Consider the following 23,942-nt stretch of genomic DNA (forward strand, 5'->3'; position numbering starts at 1 on the left):
GCGAGGTGCTATGACCAAGAAGCAGCGGCGGATGCTGATCCGCATATTAGCCAGCGGCGTGCTGTTTGTGGCAGCGATCCTGCTCCCCCTGTCCGAGTGGGGGCGGCTGGCCGCCTTTCTGGTGCCCTACGCCGTTATCGGCTGGGATGTGCTGTGGCGGGCGGTGCGCAACATCGCCCACGGGCAGGTCTTTGACGAAAACTTCCTGATGGCCCTGGCCACCATCGGTGCCCTGGCCATCGGAGAGTACCCGGAGGCCGTCTTTGTCATGTTGTTCTATCAGGTGGGCGAGCTGTTCCAGAGCTACGCGGTGGACCGGTCCCGCAAATCCATCGCTGCCCTCATGGACATCCGCCCCGACTACGCCAACATCGAGACGGAGGATGGTCTGAAGCAGGTGGACCCGGAGGAGGTGGCAGTGGGAGACGCCATCGTCATCAAGGCCGGTGAGCGCATCCCCTTGGACGGCTTGGTGCTGGAGGGCAGTTCTACCCTGGATACCGCCGCTCTCACCGGCGAATCCCTACCCCGGCAGATCCAGCCCGGCGACGACGTGATCTCCGGCTGCGTCAACCTGTCCGGCCTGCTGAAGGTCCAGGTCACCCGGGCCTTTGAGGAGTCCACCGTCTCCAGAATCCTGGACCTGGTGGAGAACGCAGGCAGCCGAAAGGCCAAGGCGGAGCATTTCATCACCCGCTTTGCCCGCTGGTACACCCCCATTGTAGTGCTGGCCGCCGTGGTCCTGGCCATCCTCCCTCCCCTGTTCACTCAAGTGGGCTGGCTGGACTCCATCCAGCGGGCCCTCAACTTCCTGGTGGTGTCCTGTCCCTGCGCCCTGGTGATCTCGGTGCCCCTCTCCTTCTTCGGCGGCATCGGCGGCGCCTCCCGGGCCGGCATCCTGGTGAAAGGTGGCAACTACCTGGAGGTACTGGCCAAAACGGAGATCGTGGTGTTCGACAAGACAGGCACCCTGACCCAGGGCGTCTTCAACGTCACTGCAATCCACCCCGACCACTGCGACGAGGGCAAGCTGCTGGAGCTGGCCGCCCTGGCGGAATGTGTCTCCGACCACCCCATCTCCCGCTCCCTGCTGGACGCCTGGGGCCAGATTCCCGACCGCAGCCGGGTCACCCAGGCAGAGGAGCTGTCCGGCCGGGGCGTCCGGGCCGTGGTGGACGACAGGGTCATCTGCGCCGGCAACGACAAGCTGATGGAGGACATCGGCGTTACCTGGCACCCCTGCCACCCACGTGGGCACCACCGTCCATGTGGCCGCCGACGGGGTCTATCTGGGCCACATCGTTATCTCCGACCAGGTAAAACCGGACGCCCAGCAGGCCATTGCCGCCCTCAAGGCGGCAGGTGTCCGCAAGACGGTAATGCTCACCGGCGACGCCAAACCGGTGGGCGAGGCGGTGGCCGCCCAGTTGGGGCTGGACGAGGTCCACGCCCAGCTGCTCCCCGCCGACAAGGTGGACCGGGTGGAAGCCCTGTTAAAGGAGGTCTCCCCCAAGGGCGCCCTGGCCTTCGTGGGGGACGGCATTAACGACGCCCCCGTCCTCTCCCGGGCCGATGTGGGCATCGCCATGGGAGCCCTGGGCTCCGACGCCGCCATCGAGGCCGCCGACATCGTCCTGATGGACGACAAACCCTCCAAGCTGGCTCAGGCTATCGCCATTGCCCGGCGCACCCTGGTCATCGTGCGGCAGAACATCATCTTCGCCCTGGCAGTCAAGCTGCTGGTGCTGGTGCTCAGTGCTATCGGCCAGGCCAACATGTGGCAGGCGGTCTTTGCCGACGTAGGCGTGTCGGTCATCGCCATTCTCAACGCCATGCGGGCCATGAGTATCCCAAAACAGGCATAATAAAACGCGAGCCAGACATCTGGCTCGCGTTTTTTGTTTGTTCAGCTCAGCCGCAGGGCGGAGATCCGATTGAGCACAGTCTGCATGGTGCTCTGATTATACCCGCCGTTGGTGGCCGTCTTGTCCAGCAGGATACCGCCGGTCTTGGTGGGGGCGGACAGGGCGCACACCGACATATAAACCACCTGCGCCCGGGTAAAGCTGCCGCCGGACAACAGGGCGGCCTCGCTCTGGCGGATGACGCCGTAGGCCACCGCCGCGTCCATGGCGTTCTGCCAGGTGAAGTCGGGGTTAATGCCGCTCTCCGTATAACCCAGGGCACGCAGCACAAAGGTCATGTATTCCCCCGCCGTGATGGTGTTGTTGGGGCCAAACATCAGCTTTCCGGCAGCGTTGGTACCGATGCCGGTGGTGTAGCCTTTCTCATAGGCGTAGGCCAGATAGCGGTCGGCCCAGCTGGGGCTGTCGGCAAAGGGATTGACCGCCGTGGAAGCCAGGGCGGCGTTCTCCTCTCCCATCAGTCGGATAAACATGACCAGGCCCTCCACCCGGACGGCCTGCCGCTCCAGCTCGTAGCCGGAGCCGTAGGCGGCCCCGGTACCCTTCAGCAGGCCCATCTCAGTCAGGCCGTCGGCCATGGCGTTGTAATCCACGTTTGTGCTGGCGGAGAGGGTGTAACTCCCCTCCAGGCTGAGTACCGCCGTGTCCGAGGTCACGGTAACCGCCACGGCGGTCTCCCCCGCCAGGCAGCGGTGCCGGGCGGTCAGACCGCTGCCGGAGGATACCGCCGTGCCGGAGGTGGTGTCAATAAGCGCCCCGCCGGAGGCAGTGGCGCTGCCCGCCAGCAGCATTACGCCGGAACCGGAGGACAGAGTAAGCACGTCCCCCTTCTTGAAACGCAAATCACTCAGGCCGGAGGAGGACGACGTACCGCCGCTTCCGCTCCCCGCCTGGGACAGATAGGTATTGTGCTTGCTGTTCAAATCGCTGAGCGCCTGGTGGTAGGTGGAGCTCATCTGCTCCTCCGCCCGCTTGCTCACCTGCTCCAGCGCCTGGGTGGTAAAGGTGCCGTCCACATAGCTCTTGCTGACCAGAGACTGGTCGCCGGCGGCCACCACCGCCCCGCAGCTTACCAGGATGGTCCCGGCAAGCAGAATTGCCGCTGCTTTCTTCATGCTTCCTCCGAGATCATGTAGCTGAGGGCCAGCAGGCTGTCCGCAAAGTGGACATCCTCAATGACCACACCCGGTGCATCCACCGTCAGCTCGCTGTTGGTAAAATTCCAGATGCCGCGCACACCGGACCGGACCAGCCTGCCCGCGGTGGCATTGGCCACGCTGCGAGGCACCGTCAGCACCCCGATGCTGGCGGGATGCTCCGCCAGGTACTCCTCCAGCCGGTCCACATGGTAGATGGGCACGCCGGAGCGCACCTGTCCCACGATCTCCGGGGCCACGTCAAAGGCGGCGGCCAGAATCACGCCGGAGCGTTCAAAGTGGAAGTTCTCCATCAGGGCGCGGCCCAGGTTACCCGCGCCCAGGATGACGGCGGTGTGGCCCCGGTTCATGCCCAGGATGTCGGCCACCTCTCCCCGCAGTTTTTCAATGTTATAGCCATATCCCTGCTGGCCAAATTCTCCGAAGCAGGACAGATCCTGCCGGATCTGGGAGGCGGTCAGGCCCATGGACCGTCCCAGGGCGCTGGAGGAAATACGCTCCACCCCAGCCAAATGCAGGTCAGTCAAATGGCGGTAATACCGGGGCAGACGCCGGATCACCGCACTGGACACCTTTTGCTTTCTCATTGCTCCATCACACTCGTTCCAGAGGATATCTTTCCTATTCAGTTTACTCAAAACTGCCATCGATGTCAACGTCTGCGGGACAATTCCTGCCTTTCTGGCATAGAGTGGAAGGAAAAGGAGGAATGCACTTTGGCCGCAACAGGAACCATTCTGACCCGGGTTTTTACCTCCCAGGCCCAGATCCCCGTGGCCGGGGCCACCGTGGCCTTCACCCAGCGGAGCACCGAGGGACGCCATGCTCTGCTGGCACTCCGGGTCACCGACGCTAATGGCCGTACCCAGCCCGTCCGGGTGGGTACCCCCGATCCGTCCGCCAGCGAGTCCCCTGGTACCATCACCCCCTTCGCTGTATGCGACATCTGGGTGGAGTCGCCGGGGTATGAGCTGCTGGTGGTGGAGAATGTACAGATCTTCCCCAACACCGAGACCCTGCAGGAGCTGGAGCTCATCCCCCTGCCGGAGCAGTCCGCTACCCTGCTGCCGGAAAATCCGGTGAATGTTCCGCCCCAAAACCTGTAAAGGAGGGATAGTATGCCAGAACCGCTGCCCATTACCCCCTATGTGCCCCAGCATATCACAGTCCACCTGGGGCCGCCCGGCTCCGATGCGGAGAATGTGACGGTCTCCTTCCCGGAGTATGTGAAGAATGTGGCCTCCAATGAGATCTACCCCACCTGGGAGACCGCCGCTCTCCAGGCCAACATCCTGGCCATCATCTCCTTCGCCCTCAACCGGGTGTACACCGAGTTCTACCCCAGCCGGGGCTACCCTTTCAATATCACCTCCTCCACCGCCTACGACCAGAAGTTCATCAAGGACCGCAACATCTTTGAGAACATCAGCCAGCTGGTGGATGAGATGTTCAACTCCTACATACGGCGCATCGGCTTTGTGGAGCCTCTGGCCGCCAAATTCTGCAACGGCACCACCGTCACCTGCGACGGGCTCTCCCAGTGGGGCAGCCAGGCCATGGCGGAGCAAGGGGCCGACTATATGACCATCCTGCGTAGCTACTACGGCGACAACATCGAGCTGGTAACCAACGCCCCGGTCCAGGGCATCCGCTACTCCTACCCCGGCTACCCCATCCGCCGGGGAGACCGCGGCGAGGCGGTACAGCGCATTCAGGTCATGCTCAACCGCATCTCCCGGGACTACCCCGCCATACCCAAGGTCTACCCGGTAGACGGCATCTTTGGTCCCGCCACCGAGTCGGCGGTGAAGAAGTTTCAGGAGATCTTCGACCTGACCCCCGACGGCATTGTGGGCAATTCCACCTGGTACAAGATGGTCTTTCTCTATGTGGGGGTGCTGGATCTGACCGAGCTCATCAGCCAGGGCCAGACCTACTACCCCGGCGGCAGTGGCCAGCCCTTCCCCAGCGTGCTCTCCGAGGGAGCACGGGGAGACTCGGTGCGTACCATTCAGTACGTGCTTTCGGTGGTGTCCGAGTTTTACAGCAACATTCCACGGGTAGCCATCGACGGCATCTACGGCCCCGCCACCAAGAACGCCGTCATCGCCGTCCAGCGCATGGCCGGTCTGGCCCAGGACGGCATCATGGGTCCCCAGACCTGGGCCGCACTCTACCGGCTATATGCCGGCATCGTGGACACGGTGGAGACCTACACCAATGTGATCCCCGAACAGTTCCGTCCCAATCTGCCTGAAAGCCAGGCCACCGGCCTGACCCAGTATCCCGGCCAGCCCATGACTCTGGGCTCCGCCGACGAGAGAGGAGCCGCCTCATGATCGTACCCCAGGAGATCCGCCTCATCGGGCAGCCGGTCCGCAGCCTCCAGACCATGCTGCGGGAGCTGTCCTTCCTCTACGACTTTCTGCCCCGGCTCACCCCCGACGGCATTTTCGGGGAGCGTACCCTGGAGGCCGTCATGCTCTTCCAGCGGGAGTTCTTCCCGCCGGTGACCGGCCGGGTGGACCAGGCCACCTGGGACGCCATCGCCGCCCTCTACCTCCAGGCCAGAACCCGGCTGGCGGGGCCGCTCCCCTGCCGGGGATATCCCAACTGCGACTTTTCGGTGCAGCCCGACCAGGACAGTGTCCATCTCTACCTGGTGCAGTCTATGTTCCGGGCGCTGGCCCGCCTGCTGGACGGCATCCAGTCCGCCCCCGTCACCGGTCAGAACGACGCCACCACCCAGCACAACATCCGCTGGGTGCAGCAGCTGGATGGCAGGCCGCAAACCGGCGTGCTGGACCAGGGCAGCTGGAATACCATCAGTCGGCTGTATACTTTGTTTGTCACCTACGGGCAGAAATAAGAAGGGCAAAGGGCTGTATCTTTACCCAAAATCGTGCCTTGTGCCGCATCCGCTGCCTAAATCCTCAAATACGCATACGATCTCTTCGATCTTTTGAAAGCATTCCGTATCGTCCAGGCGTTCATCCTTCAGGATCGCCTGGATTTTTTGTAAGGCCTGATAACATCTCTGTTCCGTGAGCGTACGGATATCGCATGGCAATTCCGGAAAAGAGATGTTCACGGTCGTATTCTGTAAGATGTGAGCCAGCATTTCCTGATATAGTTCCATCACGCCCTTCTATATAGTACTTATAAGTACTGTATCAAACATTCTAATGAGAACCTGTTGTATTGTCAATAGTATTCATAAGTACTATTGCGAGGGGGCAAAGCAATGTATTTTCAGCGGCTGCGTGATCTCCGGGAGGACAGGGATCTGTATCAGAAGGATATTGCCGAGGTGCTGGGGATCAGCCAGACGGTGTATTCCCGTTACGAGCGCGGGTTCCAGACCATTCCGGTGGTCCATCTTCTGACTCTGGCTGACTTCTACCACACCTCCACCGATTATATTCTGGGCCGCACCAACATCAGCAGCCCCTACGAACGTGCAAAATAAGAAACCGGGTCCTGCCGTCCATGGCGGCAGGACCCGGTTTTGTCATAATCACAGTCTATTAGGTCTCGTGGTCCACAGTCTTCATCTGCTTCAGATTGCCGATCTTGTGGCTGCGGCGCTCCAGCTCGGCGAGCACCGCATCCAGGGGAATCTTCTGGTCGGCCATCATGACCATCAGGTGGTAGATCAGATCGGAGATCTCTCCCACGGTCTCCTCCTGCTTGCCGTTCTTGGCGGCGATGATGGTCTCGGAGCACTCCTCCCCCACCTTCTTCAGGATCTTGTCCAGGCCCTTGTCAAAGAGATAGCAGGTGTAGGACCCCTCCTGGGGATCGCTCTTGCGGCCCAGCACCACCTGGTACAGGTCCTGTAAAATGGTATCGCTCATGGTGTTTCCTCCCAAATCGTGTTGAAAAAGCAGCTTCTTGCCCCGGTGTGGCAGGTGGGGCCCTCCGGGGTGCAGAGATAGAGCAAGGTGTCAGTGTCGCAGTCGGTGACCACCTTCTTCACGTGGAGGAAGTGGCCCGAGCTCTCTCCCTTGTTCCACAGCTTCTGCCGGCTGCGGGACCAGAACCAGGCGGTTTTGGTCGTTAAAGTCAGCTCCACCGCCTCGCGGTTGGTGAAGCCCAGCATCAAAATATCCTTGGTTTCCGCGTCCTGGATGATGACAGGGATCAGCTCGGACTTCTGAAACAGATTGTTCAGATCCATCATGGTATCACCTCAAAATTCCCAGGGCGGCTTCTCTTCCTTCCAGTCCCAGGGGTCTTCGCCGCCCCGCCGGTCCCGGCGTGCGGTCAGTTTGGGCGTCTTGTGCGCCGCCTTTTGCGTGGGGCGGTCCTGTACCCGTTTTTTCTTTTGATTCGATAAAGGCGTTTTGGGAACCGCTCCGGCCAATGTATTGACTGTGTTCTCTCCCAACAGGTCGGACACCAGATCAAAAATATCGTCCAGCATACCATCTTCCCCCTTGTGTGAATTATCGCACCGGGATCTTTCTGGTTTCAAGATACTCCTTTACCTGGGGCACTGTCAACTCCCCAAAATGAAATAAGGAGGCCGCCAGGGCCGCATCGCAGTTTGTCTCCTCAAATACCTCTGCAAAATGGGCCAAACTGCCGCAGCCGCCGGAGGCGATGACCGGGATGGACACCGCGTCCGTCACCGCCTTTGTCATGGCCAGGTCGAAGCCCGCCTTGGTGCCGTCAGCGTCCATGGAGGTGAGCAAAATCTCCCCCGCCCCCAGGGTCTCGCCCTTTTTGACCCATTCGATCAGGTCCATGCCGGTAGGCTTGCGGCCGCCAGCCACCACCACCTCCCAGGTGCCGTCGCCCCGGGCGCGGGCATCCACTGCCAGCACCACGCACTGGGAGCCGAACCGCTCCGCCGCCTCAGAGATAAGCTCCGGCCGGGCCACCGCAGCGGAGTTGATTGAAATTTTGTCTGCCCCCGCCCGCAGCAGCCGCTGGAAATCCTCCAGGGTACGGATGCCGCCCCCCACCGTCAGGGGTACAAAGACCTGGGCGGCAGTGCGCTCCACCACGTCGGCCACGGTGTCCCGGGCGTCGCTGGTGGCGGTGATATCCAGAAAGACGATCTCGTCGGCACCCTGATCGGAATAGTACTTGGCCAGCTCCACCGGGTCGCCGGCGTCCCGGACGTTGACGAAGTTGACCCCCTTCACCACCCGGCCGTCCCGCACGTCCAGACAGGGGATGATCCGTTTGGCTAACACTGCTCCCCCGCCTCCTTTACCACTTGTTCCAGATCCACCGTTCCGGCATAGTAAGCCTTGCCGATGATGGCCCCGTACAGGCCCATGCCGTTCAGCTTGGACAGGTCCTCATTGGAGGACACTCCGCCGGACGCCACGATCCGGCAGTCAACCGCCTTCTGCAAATCAGCCAGCCGGTCAAAAGAGGGGCCGGACAGCATGCCGTCGGTGGCAATATCCGTAAAGATAATCGTCTTTACACCCATTGATTCCATGGACTTTGCAAACTCCAGATAGTTGAGTCCCGAGGACTGCTCCCACCCGGCAGTCTTGACGATGCCGTCCATGGCGTCGATGCCCACGGCGATGCGCTCGCCATACTTGGCCACCGCCTCTTTCACAAACTCCGGGTGGCTGACTGCGGCGGAGCCGATGACGCACCGCCATACACCCAGTGCAAAGACCTCCTCCAGATCGGCCATGGAGCGGATACCGCCCCCCAGCTCCACCTTCAGGCCGGAGTTCTGGGCCACCGCCTGCACGATGGCGCCGTTCTGCCGGGCACCGCTGCGGGCGCCGTCCAGATCTACCATATGGATGTGGCGGGCCCCGGCGTCATAAAAGGCCTTTGCGGTAGCCAACGGATCGTCGGCCACCTGATGAGCCGTTGCAAAATCTCCTTTGTAAAGGCGGACCGCCTTACCATCTTTCAGATCAATGGCAGGAAATAAGATCATGTGTTCAGCCCTCCGAAGTTTCTCAAAATCTGCAGGCCCACCTCGCCGCTCTTCTCCGGGTGGAACTGGCAGCCGTACACGTTGCCCTTCTGGACCGCCGCCACCACAGGCGTACCATAGTCGGTCTGGGCGATGACGGTGGCCGGGTCAGCGGCCACACCGCAGAAGGAGTGGACGAAGTAGACGTAGTTGCCCTCCTCCACCCCGGCAAACAGAGGCGAGGGATTGGGGAAGCTCAGGCTGTTCCAGCCGATGTGGGGCAGCTTTAGGTTTGTCTCGATCTTACGGACACAGCCTCCTACAAGGCCAAGGCCTTTACACTCCCGCACCTCTTCCCCCTGGTCGAAGAGCAGCTGCATCCCCAGGCAGATGCCCAGAATGGGCTTCTGTTGGGCCTGGGCCACCAGCACCTGGTCCAGGCCGCTCACCCGCAGCTTGTCCGCCGCGTCGGGAAAGGCACCCACGCCGGGCAACAGGATGGCGTCGGCCAGCTCCAGCTCCCTGGCGTCGCTGGTAATGCAGGTTTTCAGGCCCAGATAGTCCATGGCGTTGGTAACGCTCTTCAGGTTTCCAACCCCGTAATCCACAACCGCAATACGTCCCATCACAGCACCCCCTTGGTGGAGGTGACTCCGGTGCCGGTGATCTGGACCGCCTCCTTTACTGCCACACCCAGGGACTTGAACAGGGCTTCGGTGATGTGGTGGGCGTTCTTTCCATGGTGGCACTTCATATGTAAAGTCAATCCGATATTCACCGCGAAGGCCCGCATAAATTCCTCGGTGAGGCAGGAGTCATAGGTGCCGATCATAGGCTGGGGCATCTCAGCGTCAAAGACCAGAAAGGGCCGGTTGGAGAAGTCCAGGGCGGTGAAGCACAGGGCCTCGTCCATGGGAATGAAGGCGGAAGCAAAGCGGCGGATACCCTTCCGGTCTCCCAGTGCTTCCTTCATGGCCTGGCCCAGCACGATGCCCACATCCTCCACCGTGTGATGGCCGTCTACCTCCAGGTCACCCTGGACGGTCAGCTCCAGGCCCAGTCCGCCGTAAAAGGCAAAAGCGGTGAGCATGTGGTCAAAAAAGCCGATGCCGGTATTGACCTTCACCTCTCCCCCCTCCAGAGCCAGAGAAAGACGGATGTCGGTCTCCTTGGTAGTGCGGGTCAGTTGGGATGTTCTCATGGTCATTCTCCTTTACTCAAACCGCACTTTGATGGAATTGGCGTGGGCGGTGAGCTTCTCACTCTCGGCCAGTGTGATGATCTGGTCCTTGATGGGGGCCAGGCTGGCCTGGTCGTACTGGATGATGCTCATGGTCTTGAGGAAACTGTCCACGCTGAGGGGCGAGAAGAACCGGGCGGTGCCGCTGGTGGGCAGCACGTGGTCGGGTCCGGCCAGATAGTCCCCCAGAGGCTCCGGGGACCAGGCCCCCAGGAACACCGCACCGGCGTTCTTGATGGCGGGCAGCAAAGCCCGAGGATCCTCTGTGACAATTTCCAGGTGCTCTGGGGCAATCTCATTGGCTAGTGCGGCGCAGTCGGCCAGGCTGTCGCACACAATAGCACAGCCAAAATCCCGCAGAGAGCACTCCATAATATCGGAACGGCTGAGATAGCCGGTCTGGCGGACGATTTCCCCGTCCACCGCCTTGGCCAACTCCATGGAATCGGTAAGCAGCACAGCGGAAGCCAACTTGTCGTGCTCCGCCTGGCTCAGCAGGTCGGCAGCCACAAACTTGGGATTGGCCTTGCCGTCGGCGATGACCAGCACCTCGGAGGGTCCGGCCACCATGTCGATGTCCAGCTTGCCGTAGGCCTGCCGCTTGGCGGAGGCCACAAAAGCGTTGCCGGGGCCAACCAGCTTATCCACCCGAGGAATGAAGCCGGCACCATAGGTCAGGGCGGCCACTGCCTGGGCGCCGCCCACGGCGATCACCCGGTCCACTCCGGCGATCTTGGCGGCGGCCAGCACCGCGTCGTTCAGGTTCTCGGTGGGGGGTGTCACCATGACGATCTCCTCCACCCCCGCCACCTTGGCGGGTACCGCGTTCATTAGCACGCTGCTGGGGTAGGCCGCCGTTCCGCCGGGCACATAGATGCCCACCCGGGTCAGGCCACGGACCACCCGGCCCACCACGCCCCCGTCAGGGGAATTCCACTCCATGGTGCGGATGAGCAGCTTTTCATTATAATCCTTGATGTTGGCGGCTGCCCGCTCCAGGGCGGCGATCAGATCCGCCGAGCAGCGGTCGTAGGCCGCCTGGAGCTCCTCCTGGGAGATCTCTCGGGGCTCGGCCTTGTCAAAGCGGAGGGAATACTTCCGTACCGCCTCGAAGCCCTTCTCCCGGACCGTTTCCATAATCTCGGCCGCCGCCGCGTCAATGGCCTGGTTGGCCTGGGCTGCCCGGGCCTTCATGGCGGCCATGACCGCTTTTTCGGCGGCGCCGTCTGCTTTTACGATCTGAATCATGTCCGTTTCTCCAATTCTCCCTCACAGCGGGCGATAAAATCTTCGATCTGGTTCTTATACAGCTTCATGCTGGCGGTGTTGACGATGAGCCGGGCGGACACTGGCGCCACATCCTCGATGGGCACCAGGCCGTTGGCCTTCAGGGTGGCTCCCGTCTCCACGATATCTACGATGGCGTCGGCAAGCCCCAGGATGGGGGCCAGCTCCACGCTGCCCTCGATCTTGATGATGTCCACGTCCATGCCCTTACCGGCAAAGAATGCACGGGTCACCTCCGGGTACTTGGAGGCGATGCGCCGGGTCTTGTAGGTACTGTAGAAGTCGCTCCCCGCCTTGACGGCCAGGGCGAACCGGCATTTGCCAAATCCAAGGTCCAGCACCTCGTAGAAGGAGCCTCCCTTCTCCAGGATGGTATCCTTCCCTACGATGCCCAGGTCGCACACCCCATGCTCCACGTAAGTGATAACGTCGGGCGCCTTGGCCAGCACCGCATCCAGGGGGTAGTTTGGCACACAGTGGACCAGACGACGGCCCGGGTCCTTGATGGGGGAACAGTCCAGCCCGGCCCCCTCGAAGAGCTCCATGCTCTTGTCCAGCAGCCGCCCCTTGGTGATGGCGATTTTCAGCCGCTCACTCATACCCGCACCATCCTTTCCCCATCCTTGTCGTAGACCAGCACCATCTCCGCGCCCTTGTCCCGGGCCAGATTCACGCTGGACTCCAAAGTACGGCAGGGGGACAGCTCACAGGTACCGGCGGGGCGGCCGTCCACCGCCTCCAGAGCCTGGGCCAGATAGCCCGGCTCATAGTGGACCACGGTGCGCAGCACCGGCAGCACCATCTCGGGCAGGGTGCGAGCCACCGCGTCCACGTCCACAGCAAAGCCGGTGGCCTGAGCCTCCCGACCGAAGATGCCCACCAGGTTATCGTACCGGCCGCCGGAGAGCACGGCGTCCCCCGCCCCCTCCACGTAGCCCCGGAAGACCACGCCGGTGTAGTAGTCGATCTGATGGACCATACCAAGATCGAAGCGGATGTAGGGGCCGTAGCCTGCGGCGGACAGCTCGTCATACAGCTCGGACAGGTAATCCACCGCCGGGGTCTTCCCCGCCAGCTTCTCGGCCTGACCCAGCACCTCTACCCCGCCGAAGAGGCGGCTCAGCTGCTCCAGGGCGGCACAGGCCGGGTTGCCCCGGTAGGGCTCCAGGAAATCCTTCAGTGCAGCGAAGTTCTTGTCCTCGATGAGCGCCCGGATCTCCTCCACGGCAGAATCCTCCAGCTCCAGCCGACCAGCCAGCTCCCGGAAATATCCGGCGTGGCCCAGCTCCACATGGAACTTTTGGGCCCCGCAGCACCGCAGGGCGTCGATGGCGGTGACGATGATCTCCACGTCCGCCTTCTTCCCTTTCGCCCCGATAAGCTCCACGCCGCACTGGGGGATCTCCCGGCTGCCGCCGTTGTGGGCGGGGTTGGCCCGGTATACCGTCTGGTCGTAGTACAGCCGCTGGGGCATGGCCATTGCTTTCAGCTTGGTGGCCGCCACCCGGGCGATGGGGGTGGTGGAGTCGGGCCGCATGACGCAGAACTTACCGCTGGGGTCCCCCACCTTGATCATGCGCTCCTGGGGGATGGCGCTGCCCGACCGGGCAAACAGGTCATAGAACTCGGTCTCCGGCGTGGAGACCTCCAGAAACCCCCGCTGGCGGAACAGGCGGGTCAGCTTGGCCTGGACCTGCCGCCGCTCCTGGCACTCGGCAAACAACCGGTCCCGGGTGCCCTCGGGGGTGTTGATGTTAAATTTCATGGGATCACGCCCTTTGCTTTATCACTTTACCACGCTAATATACTATAATATCCCATACTTGTCAAGCACGGATATGGAAAAAGCGGGGCGGCATACCTTACCGCCCCGCTTTGGGTCTGTCGGGCCGGAATGGCCTCCTATATTTATATTGTTAGAATCCGTCAAACAGGGTAATCTGGCTGGTGTCTGGCATGCCGTCCAGGGCGCCCACCGCCTTGAGCTGCTCAATGTGGGTCTTGGACACTTTGGGGCAGGCGGCGGAGAACTCCTCGATGGAGATGAACTGCTTGCCCTGCCGCTGCTCCATGATGGACAGAGCCGCCGTTTCGCCCAGGCCCGGGATAGAGGTAAATGGCGGCAACAGGGTCTTCTTCTCCATGTTGGGCAGGAAGTTGATGGCGTGGGACCGGTACAGGTCCATGTGCTCGAAGGAAAAGCCCCGGAGATAGAACTCGTACACCACTTCCAGGGTGACCAGGGTGTCCTCCTCCACGGGAGTGGGCTTCTCCTTGCTCTCGATCTCTTTCATCTTGGCCTTGCACACGTCCATGCCCATACACATGCAGGTGGCGTCAAAAGCCTTGGCCCGGATGGAGAAGAAGGCAGCGTAGAAGGCCAGAGGGTGATGTACCTTGAACCAGGCAATGCGGAAGGCCATCATGACGTAGGCCACGGCGTGGGCCTTTGGGAACAGGTACTTGATCTTCTTACAGGAGCCGATATACCAGTCGGGCACACCGGCGGCCTTCATCTCCTCTTCTGCCCCCTCGGGCAGACCTCTTCCCTTTCGCACCGCCTCCATGATCTTGAAGGAACGCTTCTCCGGCATACCGCAGGAGATGAGGAAGATCATGATGTCGTCACGACAGCCGATGGCCTGGCCGACGGGGATGCCCTGATCCACGATCAGGTCCCGGGCGTTGCCCAGCCACACGTCGGTGCCGTGGGAGAAGCCGGACAGGCGGAGCAGGATGTCAAACTGATGGGGCTGGGTGTCCACCAGCATGCCGCGGGTAAACTTGGTGTTGAACTCCGGGATGGCCACAGCGCCGGTGGGGCCCAGAATGGGGTCGTCCTCAAAGCCCAGCACTTTGGAGGAAGTGAAGATGCTCATGGTGTCCTTGTCGTCCAGGGGGATGGTCTGGGGATCTACCCCCGTCAGGTCCTGGAGCATACGGATCATGGTGGGATCATCGTGGCCCAGCATGTCCAGCTTCAGCAGGTTGGACTCCATGGAGTGATATTCAAAATGGGTGGTGATGATGTCGCTGTTGGGATCGTCGGCGGGGTGCTGCACCGGACAGAAGTCATAGATCTCCCGGTTCTGGGGGATGACCACCATGCCGCCGGGGTGCTGGCCGGTGGTACGCTTGACGCCGCTACACCCCAGGGACAGACGGTTCTCCTCCGCACGGGTACCGTGGAGGCCGTGGTCGTCCAGGTAGTGCTTCACGTAGCCGAAGGCGATCTTGTCCTTCACCGTACCGATGGTGCCCGCCCGGAACACGTGGGTCTGGCCGAACAGCTCAAAGGTATAGCGGTGGGCGCTGGACTGGTACTCACCGGAGAAGTTCAGGTCAATATCGGGCACCTTGTCGCCGCCGAAGCCCAGGAAGGTCTCGAAGGGGATGTTGAAGCCGTCCTTGGCGTAGGGGGTGCCGCACACCGGACAGTTGGCGTCCGGCATGTCGGCGCCGCAGCCGATGCCCAGCTCCTTGGCCGCCTCAAAGTCGGAGTGCTTGCACTTGGGGCAGCGGTAGTGGGGCGGCAGAGAATTCACCTCGGTGATGCCCGACATGAAGGCCACCAGAGAGGAACCCACCGAACCACGGGAGCCAACCAGATAACCGTGGTCCAGGGAGTCCTGCACCAGCTTCTGGGCAGACATATAAATCACGTCGTATTTACACTTAATAATATCGCCCAGTTCGGCGTTGATCCGGTCCACCACGATCTTGGGAGGTTCCTCGCCGTAAAGGGCTTTCGCCTTATCCCAGACCAGACGGGTCAGCTCCTCGGCGGAGTTCTCGATCTTGGGGGCAAACAGGCCCTTTGGCAGGGGCACCACGTCCTCACACCAGTCAGCCACCAGGTTGGTGTTGCGCACCACCACCTCGTAGGCCTTCTCCTTGCCCAGGTAGGCAAACTCGTCCAGCATCTCCTGGGTGGTCTTGAAGTAGAGCGGCAGGGGTGAGTCGGCGTCGTCAAAGCCCTTAGAGGCCAGCAGGATGTGGCGGTAGATCTCGTCCTCCGGGTCCAGGAAGTGGACGTCGCCGGTGGCGCACACCGGCTTGTCCAGGGCGTCGCCCAGGGCCACCACGGTGCGGTTGAAGTCCCGCAGATCCTCCTGGCTCTTGACCATACCCTTGCGCAGCATAAAGGCGTTGTTGCACAGGGGCTGGATCTCCAGGAAATCATACCAGGAGGCGATGCGCTTGAGCTCGTTCCACTCCTTGCGCTTGATGATGGCCTGGAAGAGCTCGCCTGCCTCACAGGCCGAGCCGATGATAAGGCCCTCCCGGTGCTGATTGATAAGGCTCTTGGGCATGATAGGATAGCGCTTGAAGTGGTCCAGGTAGGAGGCAGAGATCAGCTTGTACAGATTCCGCAGTCCCAACTGGTTTTTGGCCAGCACAATGAGGTGCTTGGGCTGCCGCTTGGCCTTGCCGCCGGAGCGCAGCTTGGACATGGCCGGGTTGATCTGCTGCAAGGTGTGGACACCCATATCGGACAGCATCCGGAAGAAGGGCACCAACATATAGCCCACCGTGGCTGCATCGTCGTAGGCCCGGTGGTGGTTGAAAGCGGGCAGATTCAGGTGGTTGGCCACAATGTCCAGCTTGTACTTGCCCAAATCGGGCAGCAGGTTCTGGGCAAGGATCAGGCTGTCCAGAGAGGTGTTCTCAAAGGGGCGGCCCATCCGGCGGCAGGCCTCCCCGATGAAGCCCATGTCGAACTCAGCGTTGTGGGCGGCCAGGGGCCGATCTCCCACGAAGTCCAGAAAGGCGTTGACTGCTTCCTCCTGGGAGGGGGCTCCCTTCAGCATCTCATCGGTGATGCCGGTAAGCTGGGTGATCTCCCGGGTCAGAGGCCGGCCGGGGTCTGCGAAGGTGGAGAACTGCTCCACCACCTCCCCGTTGCGCAGCACCACAGCGCCGATCTCGGTGATGGCCTCGGTGCGCTTGTCCAGGCCGGTGGTCTCAATGTCGAAGCAGACGATATCCTGTGTAAAGTCTTGATCCTTGTCACCATGGATGACCACACGGTCGTCCACGTCGTTGATGAAATAGGCCTCCACGCCGTAGAGGATCTTGATGTTCTTGGCGGAGTGCCAGGCATTGGGGAAGGAATGGGCCACGCCGTGGTCAGTGATGGCAATGGCCCGGTGGCCCCACCGCTCCGCCCGCTTCACCACGTTCTTATCCACGCCGATGGGAGAATCCATCTTGGAACCCACAGCAGTGAGGGCGTCCATGGCGGACATATTGGTGTGGAGATGGAGCTCCACCCGCTTCTCCGGGGCATTGTCCATCTTGGGCTCCTTCTTGCCCTCCATGACGGCGAAGGGCTCCAGCACCATGTCGCCGGTGAACCGGTCGATGTTCAGCTTGCCCTGAATGTAAAGGTGTTGTCCTTTCTTCACCCCATCCACCAAGGGTTTGCCCTCGTCGCCGGGAAAGAACTTGTTGATTCGCACTGAGCCGGTGTAATCGGTCATGTCGAAGGACACCACCCAGGCACCCCGCTTCTTCAGCTCCCGGTGGTCCACGGCGAACACGTCGCCCTCTACGATCACGGTACCCATATCCAGGTCCAGAGTGCCCATGGGAATGGGCTCCTTCTTGATTTCATGGCGTCCGTAAAGCAGTTTTCCTTTCCCTTCTTTGGGTGCCTTCTTCTCCACAGGCCGGGCCGTCTTCAAGCTCTCCAGCGCCTTGCGGCGGATCTCCTCGGTGCGGCGGAAAGCGGCGGCGGCGTCATCCTCCACCGGCGGTGTCTGGGGCTGCTGGGCGGGGGCGGGCTGCTCCGGGGCCGGAGCAGCAGCAGGCTTCTCCGCCGGTGCCGGTGCGGGGGCAGGCGCGTCCACCGGCGCGGTGATATCCAGCTCCACCCGCTCCACCCGGTAGGCCAGGGCGATGCTGCGCTCGATGGTGCGGCGCAGATCCTCCGCCGGAGGGTTGGCGCACTCCACCTGGGCCTTGATGGACCGGGTGTGCTTGTCGATGACCGCCCGGGTCACCAGGTAGTCCTGGGTCATAGCCGCCAGCTGGTCGCCGGGCCGCCAGGCGGAAAACAGTTTGAGAAATGGGATCTTTTGTGCTTCAGGCATAGGACACGCTCCTGCTTTACAGTTGGTCGATCAGATGGAACAGCTCGTCCACCAGCTGCTCCTGGGGAACTTTCTTTACGATCTCTCCCCTGCGGAAGAGCAGGCCTTCCCCCTGCCCGCCGGCGATTCCTACGTCGGCGGCGGAGGCCTCGCCGGGGCCGTTGACCACGCACCCCATTACCGCCACGGTAATGGGCTTATGGACGTTCTTCAGCCGCTCTTCCACCTGATTGGCCAGGCCGATCAGGTCAATGCGGGTACGGCCGCAGGTGGGGCAGGACACCAAGTTGGGCTCATTGGCCGCCATGCCCAGGGCCTTGAGGATATCCTTTGCGGCGTACACCTCCTCCACCGGGTCGGCGGACAGGGACACCCGCAGGGTGTCGCCGATGCCCAGGGCCAGCAGACCGCCGATACCGATGGCGGACTTGATGGTGCCCATGCGGGTGGTTCCCGTCTCGGTAACCCCCAGGTGCAGGGGATAGTCGCTCTTCTCGCTCATGAGCCGGTAGGCCGCCATGGTAGTGACTACCGAGGAGGACTTGAGGGACACGCAGATATCGTGGAAGTCATACTGCTCCAGCAGGGCGATGTGGCCGAAGGCGGACTCCACCAGGGCCTCCGGGGTGACCCCGCCGTACTTGGCCAGCAGAGGCTTCTCCAGGGAGCCGCCGTTGACGCCGATACGGATGGGAAGTTTTCTGGCTTTACAGGCCTCCGCAACCGCTTTCACCCGGTCCTCCCCGCCGATATTGCCGGGATTGATGCGCACTGCGTCGCATCCCTCCTCCACGCAGGCCAGGGCCAGCTTGTAGTCAAAGTGGATGTCCACCACCAGCGGGATATGGATGCCCGCCTTGATGGCGCCCACCGCCTTGGCGGCGGCCATATCGGGCACCGCCACCCGGATGATCTGGCACCCGGCCTCCTCCAGACGGCGGATCTGATCCACCGTGGCCTGTACGTCGTCAGTGCGGGTGTTGGTCATGGACTGAATGGTGACAGGGGCGCCGCCCCCCACCGGGACGCCGCCCACAAGGATCTGTCTGGTCATTGGTTCTCCTCCCTGTTAAAACAGCTTGAGCACGTCGTTGACCGCCACCACCACCATCAGGGCGATGAGGCAGAAAAAGCCTACGGCGTTTACATAGCCCAGGTATTTTTCGTTGATCTTCTTCCCGGTAAAGAGGCGGTAAATGCCTCCCACAAAGACAAACAGGATCTGTCCGCCGTCCAGGGCCGGGATGGGCAGCAGATTCATCACCGCCAGGTTGATAGCGATGAGGGCGGTGAAATCCAGGATGTTGATGATCAGGCCGAAGAGACCGGCTGCCGCCGCTCCCGCCTGGCCCACATCGCCCGCCACCGCCACGATACCGATGACGCCGGACATGTCGTTGAGGCCCACTGCGCCGGTAATCAGGTCACCAAGACCCATCCAAACCATGCGGACGTAGTCTACGGCCTGATACCAGCTGTTGCGCAGCAGGGTCAGCGGGGTGTCCTCCTGGAACTGGCCCACATAGATGCCCCGCTTCGTCACCTGATTGCCGTTTTCATCGGTGAGCTGGCGGTAGGGCAGATCAATGGTACCCAGGTCCACCTTCTCCCCGTCCCGCAGCACTACCATCTCCACCTGCTCCCCAGCCCGGCTGAGGAACATGGTGGCGTCGGTCTGGAAATAGATGCGGTGTCCGTCGATGGAATAGATCTGGTCGCCGGGCTGCAGGCCGGTCTGGACGATGTCCTCCGCCCCGGTCATGAAGCCGGTGACCACCGGCATGGAGGGGCTGCCCGCGGCCAGGAAAATGGCCACGATGAGCACCACACCGGCTACAAAGTTCATGAACGCACCGGCCACCAGAATGATGAGCTTCTTCCACCATGCCTTATTACTGAAGGCCCGGGGATCGTCGGAGGACTCCCCCTCCCCCTCCATGGCGCAGAAACCGCCGATGGGGAAGGCTCTAAGGGTGTAAAGGGTTTCCCCCTTCTCCTTGTGCAGCAGCTTGGGGCCCATGCCGATGGCGAACTCGTTGACCTTCACCCCCAAGGTTTTGGCGGCGATGAAGTGGCCGAACTCGTGGATGGCAATGAGAAGGCCGAAAAACAGGATGACGAGCACAATGGAAAGTACGTTCATAGACACCTCAAAATCAGTTTACTTGCCTGCCAGCGCCCGGACGGCCTCATCCGCCGCCAGCACATCCTCCAGGGTGGGCGCCTGCACCACCGGCACACCGGCCAGGGCACGCTCCACCCGCTTGGCGATGTCGCCGAAGGGGATCTTTCCCGCCAGGAACAGGCCAACCGCCGCCTCGTTGGCGCCGTTGAGCACCGCGGTGGCGGTACCGCCGGTTTTGGCGGCCTCCAACGCCAGGGACAGACAGGGGAACGCGTCGTAGTCCGGGGCGTGGAAGGTCAGGGGCGGACAGGTCAGCAGATCCAGGGGCTTTGCCACCGCCTGGGCGCGGGCGGGCCAGGTCAGGGCGTACTGGATGGGCAGGCGCATATCAGGCACCCCCATCTGAGCCAGCACCGCGTTATCACAGTATTCCACCATGGAGTGGATGATGCTCTCCCGGTGGACCACAATGGCGATTTTTTCGGGCGGCATACGGTAGAGCCGCATGGCCTCGATGAATTCCAGGCCCTTGTTCATCAAGGTGGCGGAATCCACGGTGATCTTGGCTCCCATGGACCAGTTGGGGTGGTTCAGGGCCTGCTCCACCGTGGCGGAGGCGATGCGCTCCTTGTCCCAGCCCCAGAAAGGCCCGCCGGAGGCGGTGAGGATGAGGCGTTTCACCTCTCCCCTATCCTGACTGCCCTGCAGGCACTGGAAGATGGCGGAGTGCTCCGAGTCCACCGGCACGATCTCCGCGCCGTACTGGTCCGCTCCGTCCATTACCAGCTCCCCGGCACACACCAGGGTCTCCTTGTTGGCCAGAGCGATCCGCTTGCCCTGACGGACCGCGGCCAGGGTGGGCACCAGGCCCACCATACCCACCACGGCGGTGAGGACGGTATCCGCCTCCGCCAGGGTGGCAGCCTCCACCAGGCCCTCGGGGCCGGAGGCCACCCGGATGCCGGTGTCGGCCAGCCGGGCCTTCAGATCAGCGGCGGCGGTCGGGTCCATCATGACCGCCAGCCTGGGTTTGAACTGGCGGCACTGCTCCTCCATCCGGTTTACATCCCGGTTGGCGGTCAATGCAGCCACAGTCATGCCACAGGCGGCAATCACTTCCAGTGACTGCCGCCCGATGGAGCCGGTAGAACCCAGCAACGAAATGCAATTGCTCATGTTCAGCCCCCCACTGCGGGCAGGAAATGGATCAGCAGCTCGATCAGGGGCGCACAGAAGATCACGCTGTCAAAGCGGTCCAGCACGCCGCCGTGACCGGGGAAAATATTGCCGAAATCCTTGAGACCGTATTCCCGCTTGATATAGGAAAAGGACAGGTCGCCCAGCTGGGACACCACGCTGCCCAGGGCGCCGTAGACAATGAGGTAAAGGTAGTCGACCTGCATGGAGAACCCCAGCTGGAGCACCACGCCGTAGAGCACCGTACACACGATGGCGCCGGCAAAGCCGCCGATGGCGCCCTCCACCGTCTTTTTGGGAGAGAGCTCCGGAGCCAGCTTGTGCTTACCAAAGGCCATGCCTGCAAAGAGGGCGAAGGCATCGCTGAGGAACGCCACCACAAAGGGCAGAATGATGAGGGCCCTCCAGTACTCCATCTGCCGGATGCGCAGCAGCGAGGACAGGAAAAAGGGAATGACCACGCTGAGGAAGAAGGCGCCGCCCATTTTTTCCAGGGTGATGCGCTTGTGGCTGCCAATGGCCTCGGCAAACAGCAGCACCACATACACGAACATGCCGCACAGCGCGGGCATCAGCTGGCCGCTGTAGAACACCCAAAAGGGGACCAGACCGGCCAAAACAAGCGAATAACCGGATATCCGAGTATGCTTCAAAAAGCCAGTGGACCACAGTACCTCATGCACCGCGATCATGGACAGGGCTGCAATCAGAATGGGCAGGACCACCGGATATGTCGGGGAAATCCCATAAATCAGCACAACAAGCAGCGGGATAAAGATCACCGCCACCATGATTCGCTTCCCCACTCAGACACCTCCAAATCGACGGGAGCGGCTCTGATAAGCCGCCAGCGCCTTATGCAGCTCTTCCTTGCTGAAGTCGGGCCACAGTACGTCGGTGTAGTAAAACTCCGCGTAGGCCGACTGCCACAGCAGGAAGTTGGAGATCCGCAGCTCGCCGCTGGGACGGATCACCAGATCGGGATCTGGTACCCCGGCGGAGTAGAGATAGTTGGAGAAGGTCTCCTCCGTTAGCTCCTCCGGGCTCCGCTTTCCGGCCAGGCAGTCCGCCGCAAAAGCGCGGGCCGCCCGGACGATCTCGTCCCGTCCGCCATAGTTAAAGCATACGTTGACCTGCATGCCCTCATACCGGGTAGAAATATCGTCGGTACGGACGGTCAGCTCCCGCAGCTCCGGCGGCAGGGCGTCCAGATCGCCGAAAAAGTGCAGCCGGATCTTATCCTTCTCCATCTTCTCAATGGATTCCAGCAGATATTTTTTCAGCAGCCCAATGATGGCGGAGACCTCCTCCATGGGCCGCTTCCAGTTCTCTGTGGAAAACGCGTATACCGTCAGATACTCCAGACCGATTTTCTGGCAGTAGGTGGCAATGGTACGGAAGGTCTCAGCCCCGGCGGCGTGACCCGCGGTGCGGGGCAGTCCCCGGCGCTTGGCCCAGCGGCCGTTGCCGTCCATGATGATCGCCACGTGACGGGGCAGGCGGTCGAAATCCACTTCCGCCAGTTCCGTCTTTGGTTTGAATAAAGCCATGCTTAAACCCGCCTATACGACACCAGTGCGGGACGCATCAGGCGCCCCGCACCGGGTCTTTGTTCATTTTTGGATCAGACCGCCATCAGTTCGTTTTCCTTCTTGGCAGTCAGCTCGTCAATCTCCTTGATCCGCTTGTCGGTGAGATCCTGGAGCTCCTTCTCATAATCCTTCCGGTCGTCCTCGGTCATCTCGCCCTTCTTCTCCAGGGCCTTGAACTTCTCCATGGCATCCCGGCGGATGTTGCGGATGGCGACCTTACCGTTTTCGCCGTACTTCTTGACCTGCTTGGTCAGCTCCTTACGGCGCTCCTCGGTGAGCTGAGGGAAGGCCAGACGAATGACGCGGCCGTCGTTCTGGGGGTTGATGCCCAGGTCGGAGCACTGGATGGCCTTCTCGATGGCCTTCAGCAGGGTGCCGTCCCAGGGCTGGATCATCAGAGAACGGGGATCGGGAGAGGAAATGGCGGCCACCTGGTTCAGGGGAGTGGGGGCGCCGTAGTAGTCCACGGTGATCTTGTCCAGCACGGCGGCGTTGGCACGGCCGGCACGAACGCTGGCAAAATCGCTGACGACCACGTCGATGGTCTTTTTCATCTTGGCGTCAAATTCCTGATTGAGTTCCTTCATTTCACGGTTCCTCCTTCACGATGGTTCCGATTTTTTCGCCCATGACCACCCGCAGAATGTTCTCAGGGTCCTTGAGCGCAAACAGGATCACCGGGATCTTGTTATCCATGGACAGGGACGTGGCGGTGGAATCCATCACCTCCAGGTGCTGAGCCAGCACCTGATCGTAGGTGATGCTGTCATACTTCACCGCGCTGGGGTCCTTTCGGGGATCGGCGGAGTACACGCCGTCAATGTTCTTGGCCAGCAGGATGGCGTCGGCGTCGATCTCAGCGGCGCGAAGCACAGCGGCGGTATCGGTGGAGAAGAAGGGATTGCCGGTGCCGCAGCCGAAGATGACTACTCTCCCCTTCTCCATGTGCCGGATGGCCCGGGAACGGATGTAAGGTTCGGCAATGGCCCGCATCTCAATGGCGGTCTGCACCCGCACATCCACGCCCTTCTGCTCCAGCACGTCGGCCACAGCCAGAGCGTTGATGGTGGTAGCCAGCATGCCCATATGGTCGGCGCGGGTACGCTCCATCCGGTCGCCGCCATCCTTCAGGCCACGCCAGAAGTTGCCGCCGCCTACCACAATGCCCACCTGAACGCCGGTGGCCACACACTTCTTGATTACATCGCATACGCTGCCGATCACGTCGAAATCCAGCCCGCGGCTGGCTTCGCCGGCGAGAGCCTCGCCGCTGACCTTCAGAAGGATCCGCTTGAACTGCGGTTCACTCATATGTTCAACCCCTTTTCGGAAAATCATGCTATCTTATTTTAATATAGTTTTCCATTTTTGCATAGAGGTTAGGCTAAAGTTTTTCAAATTATTCACTGTCTATCCGGTTTGTCC

General features: G+C 61.6%; 25 protein-coding genes and 1 pseudogene. 5 read left to right on the forward strand and 21 right to left on the reverse strand.

Annotated features, from left to right (window positions below):
• Positions 1-10: 10 nt before the first annotated feature.
• A pseudogene (locus J9789_RS06000) lies at positions 11-1,865 on the forward strand (heavy metal translocating P-type ATPase).
• Between the two features lie 41 nt (positions 1,866-1,906).
• Here the strand turns inward: J9789_RS06000 and J9789_RS06005 are convergent.
• Both J9789_RS06005 and J9789_RS06010 read right to left on the reverse strand, forming a co-directional pair.
• Positions 1,907-3,040, reverse strand: coding sequence for an S-layer homology domain-containing protein (locus J9789_RS06005; protein WP_209343551.1), 1,134 nt, complete (start codon positions 3,038-3,040; stop codon positions 1,907-1,909).
• Positions 3,037-3,669 carry a redox-sensing transcriptional repressor Rex gene (locus J9789_RS06010; protein ID WP_209343553.1) on the reverse strand — a complete coding sequence of 211 codons (633 nt, stop codon included), beginning with the start codon at positions 3,667-3,669 and terminating at the stop codon, positions 3,037-3,039. Before J9789_RS06010 ends, J9789_RS06005 begins: the two co-directional genes overlap by 4 nt.
• 129 nt (positions 3,670-3,798) lie before the next feature.
• Here J9789_RS06010 and J9789_RS06015 point away from each other — a divergent pair, with 129 nt between their 5' ends.
• Genes J9789_RS06015 through J9789_RS06025 form a run of 3 tightly spaced genes read left to right on the forward strand, consistent with a single transcriptional unit; the run spans position 3,799 to position 5,951 of the window.
• Positions 3,799-4,188 (forward strand): spore cortex-lytic protein, encoded by a 390-nt coding sequence (locus J9789_RS06015; RefSeq protein WP_209343555.1) that lies wholly within the window; start codon positions 3,799-3,801, stop codon positions 4,186-4,188.
• Positions 4,189-4,200: 12 nt separating this feature from the next.
• On the forward strand, positions 4,201-5,421 hold the full coding sequence (locus tag J9789_RS06020) for a peptidoglycan-binding protein (protein ID WP_209343557.1): 1,221 nt from the start codon (positions 4,201-4,203) through the stop codon (positions 5,419-5,421).
• Positions 5,418-5,951 (forward strand): peptidoglycan-binding domain-containing protein, encoded by a 534-nt coding sequence (locus tag J9789_RS06025; RefSeq protein WP_245185088.1) that lies wholly within the window; start codon positions 5,418-5,420, stop codon positions 5,949-5,951. The genes J9789_RS06020 and J9789_RS06025 overlap by 4 nt, the downstream gene beginning before the upstream one ends.
• Before the next feature lie 21 nt (positions 5,952-5,972).
• Here the strand turns inward: J9789_RS06025 and J9789_RS06030 are convergent, their stop codons facing one another.
• Positions 5,973-6,221 carry a hypothetical protein gene (locus J9789_RS06030; RefSeq protein ID WP_209343559.1) on the reverse strand — a complete coding sequence of 83 codons (249 nt, stop codon included), beginning with the start codon at positions 6,219-6,221 and terminating at the stop codon, positions 5,973-5,975.
• Positions 6,222-6,326: 105 nt separating this feature from the next.
• Between J9789_RS06030 and J9789_RS06035 the strand changes: the two genes are divergently transcribed.
• Complete coding sequence (locus tag J9789_RS06035) at positions 6,327-6,551, forward strand: helix-turn-helix transcriptional regulator (RefSeq protein ID WP_087333875.1); 225 nt, start codon at positions 6,327-6,329, stop codon at positions 6,549-6,551.
• Between the two features lie 58 nt (positions 6,552-6,609).
• Here J9789_RS06035 and hisE read toward each other — a convergent pair whose 3' ends face one another.
• The 18 genes from hisE to pyrH all read right to left on the reverse strand — a co-directional run bounded on the left by hisE (position 6,610) and on the right by pyrH (position 23,828).
• A complete protein-coding gene (hisE, locus tag J9789_RS06040) occupies positions 6,610-6,939 on the reverse strand; it encodes a phosphoribosyl-ATP diphosphatase (protein WP_209343561.1) in 330 nt (109 codons plus the stop codon).
• On the reverse strand, positions 6,936-7,262 hold the full coding sequence (gene hisI, locus J9789_RS06045; RefSeq protein ID WP_209343764.1) for a phosphoribosyl-AMP cyclohydrolase: 327 nt from the start codon (positions 7,260-7,262) through the stop codon (positions 6,936-6,938). Before hisI ends, hisE begins: the two co-directional genes overlap by 4 nt.
• A gap of 12 nt (positions 7,263-7,274) precedes the next feature.
• Positions 7,275-7,508, reverse strand: a complete 234-nt coding sequence (locus J9789_RS06050) for a hypothetical protein (RefSeq protein WP_209343563.1) — start codon at positions 7,506-7,508, stop codon at positions 7,275-7,277.
• Between the two features lie 22 nt (positions 7,509-7,530).
• Positions 7,531-8,286: an imidazole glycerol phosphate synthase subunit HisF gene (gene hisF / locus J9789_RS06055; RefSeq protein ID WP_209343565.1), complete on the reverse strand. Its 756-nt coding sequence runs from the start codon at positions 8,284-8,286 to the stop codon at positions 7,531-7,533.
• Positions 8,280-9,002, reverse strand: a complete 723-nt coding sequence (hisA, locus tag J9789_RS06060; protein WP_209343567.1) for a 1-(5-phosphoribosyl)-5-[(5-phosphoribosylamino)methylideneamino]imidazole-4-carboxamide isomerase — start codon at positions 9,000-9,002, stop codon at positions 8,280-8,282. Before hisA ends, hisF begins: the two co-directional genes overlap by 7 nt.
• Positions 8,999-9,610: an imidazole glycerol phosphate synthase subunit HisH gene (gene hisH, locus J9789_RS06065; RefSeq protein WP_209343569.1), complete on the reverse strand. Its 612-nt coding sequence runs from the start codon at positions 9,608-9,610 to the stop codon at positions 8,999-9,001. Before hisH ends, hisA begins: the two co-directional genes overlap by 4 nt.
• Positions 9,607-10,182, reverse strand: a complete 576-nt coding sequence (hisB, locus tag J9789_RS06070) for an imidazoleglycerol-phosphate dehydratase HisB (protein WP_209343571.1) — start codon at positions 10,180-10,182, stop codon at positions 9,607-9,609. The genes hisH and hisB overlap by 4 nt, the downstream gene beginning before the upstream one ends.
• Positions 10,183-10,194: 12 nt before the next feature.
• Positions 10,195-11,469, reverse strand: a complete 1,275-nt coding sequence (gene hisD, locus J9789_RS06075; protein ID WP_209343573.1) for a histidinol dehydrogenase — start codon at positions 11,467-11,469, stop codon at positions 10,195-10,197.
• On the reverse strand, positions 11,466-12,107 hold the full coding sequence (hisG, locus tag J9789_RS06080) for an ATP phosphoribosyltransferase (protein ID WP_209343575.1): 642 nt from the start codon (positions 12,105-12,107) through the stop codon (positions 11,466-11,468). Before hisG ends, hisD begins: the two co-directional genes overlap by 4 nt.
• On the reverse strand, positions 12,104-13,273 hold the full coding sequence (hisZ, locus tag J9789_RS06085) for an ATP phosphoribosyltransferase regulatory subunit (RefSeq protein ID WP_209343578.1): 1,170 nt from the start codon (positions 13,271-13,273) through the stop codon (positions 12,104-12,106). The genes hisG and hisZ overlap by 4 nt, the downstream gene beginning before the upstream one ends.
• Positions 13,274-13,424: 151 nt before the next feature.
• On the reverse strand, positions 13,425-17,603 hold the full coding sequence (locus J9789_RS06090; protein WP_209343580.1) for a PolC-type DNA polymerase III: 4,179 nt from the start codon (positions 17,601-17,603) through the stop codon (positions 13,425-13,427).
• 16 nt (positions 17,604-17,619) lie between these two features.
• Positions 17,620-18,657, reverse strand: a complete 1,038-nt coding sequence (ispG, locus tag J9789_RS06095) for a flavodoxin-dependent (E)-4-hydroxy-3-methylbut-2-enyl-diphosphate synthase (protein WP_209343582.1) — start codon at positions 18,655-18,657, stop codon at positions 17,620-17,622.
• A 15-nt stretch (positions 18,658-18,672) separates the two neighbouring features.
• Positions 18,673-19,746 (reverse strand): site-2 protease family protein, encoded by a 1,074-nt coding sequence (locus J9789_RS06100; RefSeq protein ID WP_209343584.1) that lies wholly within the window; start codon positions 19,744-19,746, stop codon positions 18,673-18,675.
• An 18-nt stretch (positions 19,747-19,764) separates the two neighbouring features.
• Positions 19,765-20,904 (reverse strand): 1-deoxy-D-xylulose-5-phosphate reductoisomerase, encoded by a 1,140-nt coding sequence (locus tag J9789_RS06105; RefSeq protein WP_209343586.1) that lies wholly within the window; start codon positions 20,902-20,904, stop codon positions 19,765-19,767.
• A gap of 2 nt (positions 20,905-20,906) precedes the next feature.
• Positions 20,907-21,731, reverse strand: coding sequence for a phosphatidate cytidylyltransferase (locus J9789_RS06110; protein ID WP_348633638.1), 825 nt, complete (start codon positions 21,729-21,731; stop codon positions 20,907-20,909).
• Positions 21,732-22,475, reverse strand: coding sequence for an isoprenyl transferase (locus J9789_RS06115; RefSeq protein WP_209343588.1), 744 nt, complete (start codon positions 22,473-22,475; stop codon positions 21,732-21,734).
• 74 nt (positions 22,476-22,549) lie between these two features.
• Positions 22,550-23,104 (reverse strand): ribosome recycling factor, encoded by a 555-nt coding sequence (gene frr / locus J9789_RS06120; RefSeq protein WP_209343590.1) that lies wholly within the window; start codon positions 23,102-23,104, stop codon positions 22,550-22,552.
• Position 23,105: 1 nt separating this feature from the next.
• A complete protein-coding gene (gene pyrH / locus J9789_RS06125; protein WP_209343592.1) occupies positions 23,106-23,828 on the reverse strand; it encodes a UMP kinase in 723 nt (240 codons plus the stop codon).
• Positions 23,829-23,942: the final 114 nt, after the last annotated feature.

This window comes from Flavonifractor sp. AGMB03687 (assembly GCF_017811815.1).
In the GTDB taxonomy this organism is placed as follows: Bacteria; Bacillota; Clostridia; order Oscillospirales; family Oscillospiraceae; genus Flavonifractor.

Coding starts and splice junctions, on each gene's coding strand:
- J9789_RS06005 (WP_209343551.1), bottom strand. CDS start 3,040: ATGAAGAAAGCAGCGGCAATTCTGCTTGCCGGGACCATCCTGGTAAGC.
- J9789_RS06010 (WP_209343553.1), bottom strand. CDS start 3,669: ATGAGAAAGCAAAAGGTGTCCAGTGCGGTGATCCGGCGTCTGCCCCGG.
- J9789_RS06020 (WP_209343557.1), top strand. CDS start 4,201: ATGCCAGAACCGCTGCCCATTACCCCCTATGTGCCCCAGCATATCACA.
- J9789_RS06025 (WP_245185088.1), top strand. CDS start 5,418: ATGATCGTACCCCAGGAGATCCGCCTCATCGGGCAGCCGGTCCGCAGC.
- J9789_RS06030 (WP_209343559.1), bottom strand. CDS start 6,221: ATGGAACTATATCAGGAAATGCTGGCTCACATCTTACAGAATACGACC.
- J9789_RS06035 (WP_087333875.1), top strand. CDS start 6,327: ATGTATTTTCAGCGGCTGCGTGATCTCCGGGAGGACAGGGATCTGTAT.
- hisE (WP_209343561.1), bottom strand. CDS start 6,939: ATGAGCGATACCATTTTACAGGACCTGTACCAGGTGGTGCTGGGCCGC.
- hisI (WP_209343764.1), bottom strand. CDS start 7,262: ATGGATCTGAACAATCTGTTTCAGAAGTCCGAGCTGATCCCTGTCATC.
- J9789_RS06050 (WP_209343563.1), bottom strand. CDS start 7,508: ATGCTGGACGATATTTTTGATCTGGTGTCCGACCTGTTGGGAGAGAAC.
- hisA (WP_209343567.1), bottom strand. CDS start 9,002: ATGATCTTATTTCCTGCCATTGATCTGAAAGATGGTAAGGCGGTCCGC.
- hisB (WP_209343571.1), bottom strand. CDS start 10,182: ATGAGAACATCCCAACTGACCCGCACTACCAAGGAGACCGACATCCGT.
- hisD (WP_209343573.1), bottom strand. CDS start 11,469: ATGATTCAGATCGTAAAAGCAGACGGCGCCGCCGAAAAAGCGGTCATG.
- hisG (WP_209343575.1), bottom strand. CDS start 12,107: ATGAGTGAGCGGCTGAAAATCGCCATCACCAAGGGGCGGCTGCTGGAC.
- hisZ (WP_209343578.1), bottom strand. CDS start 13,273: ATGAAATTTAACATCAACACCCCCGAGGGCACCCGGGACCGGTTGTTT.
- J9789_RS06090 (WP_209343580.1), bottom strand. CDS start 17,603: ATGCCTGAAGCACAAAAGATCCCATTTCTCAAACTGTTTTCCGCCTGG.
- ispG (WP_209343582.1), bottom strand. CDS start 18,657: ATGACCAGACAGATCCTTGTGGGCGGCGTCCCGGTGGGGGGCGGCGCC.
- J9789_RS06100 (WP_209343584.1), bottom strand. CDS start 19,746: ATGAACGTACTTTCCATTGTGCTCGTCATCCTGTTTTTCGGCCTTCTC.
- J9789_RS06105 (WP_209343586.1), bottom strand. CDS start 20,904: ATGAGCAATTGCATTTCGTTGCTGGGTTCTACCGGCTCCATCGGGCGG.
- J9789_RS06115 (WP_209343588.1), bottom strand. CDS start 22,475: ATGGCTTTATTCAAACCAAAGACGGAACTGGCGGAAGTGGATTTCGAC.
- frr (WP_209343590.1), bottom strand. CDS start 23,104: ATGAAGGAACTCAATCAGGAATTTGACGCCAAGATGAAAAAGACCATC.
- pyrH (WP_209343592.1), bottom strand. CDS start 23,828: ATGAGTGAACCGCAGTTCAAGCGGATCCTTCTGAAGGTCAGCGGCGAG.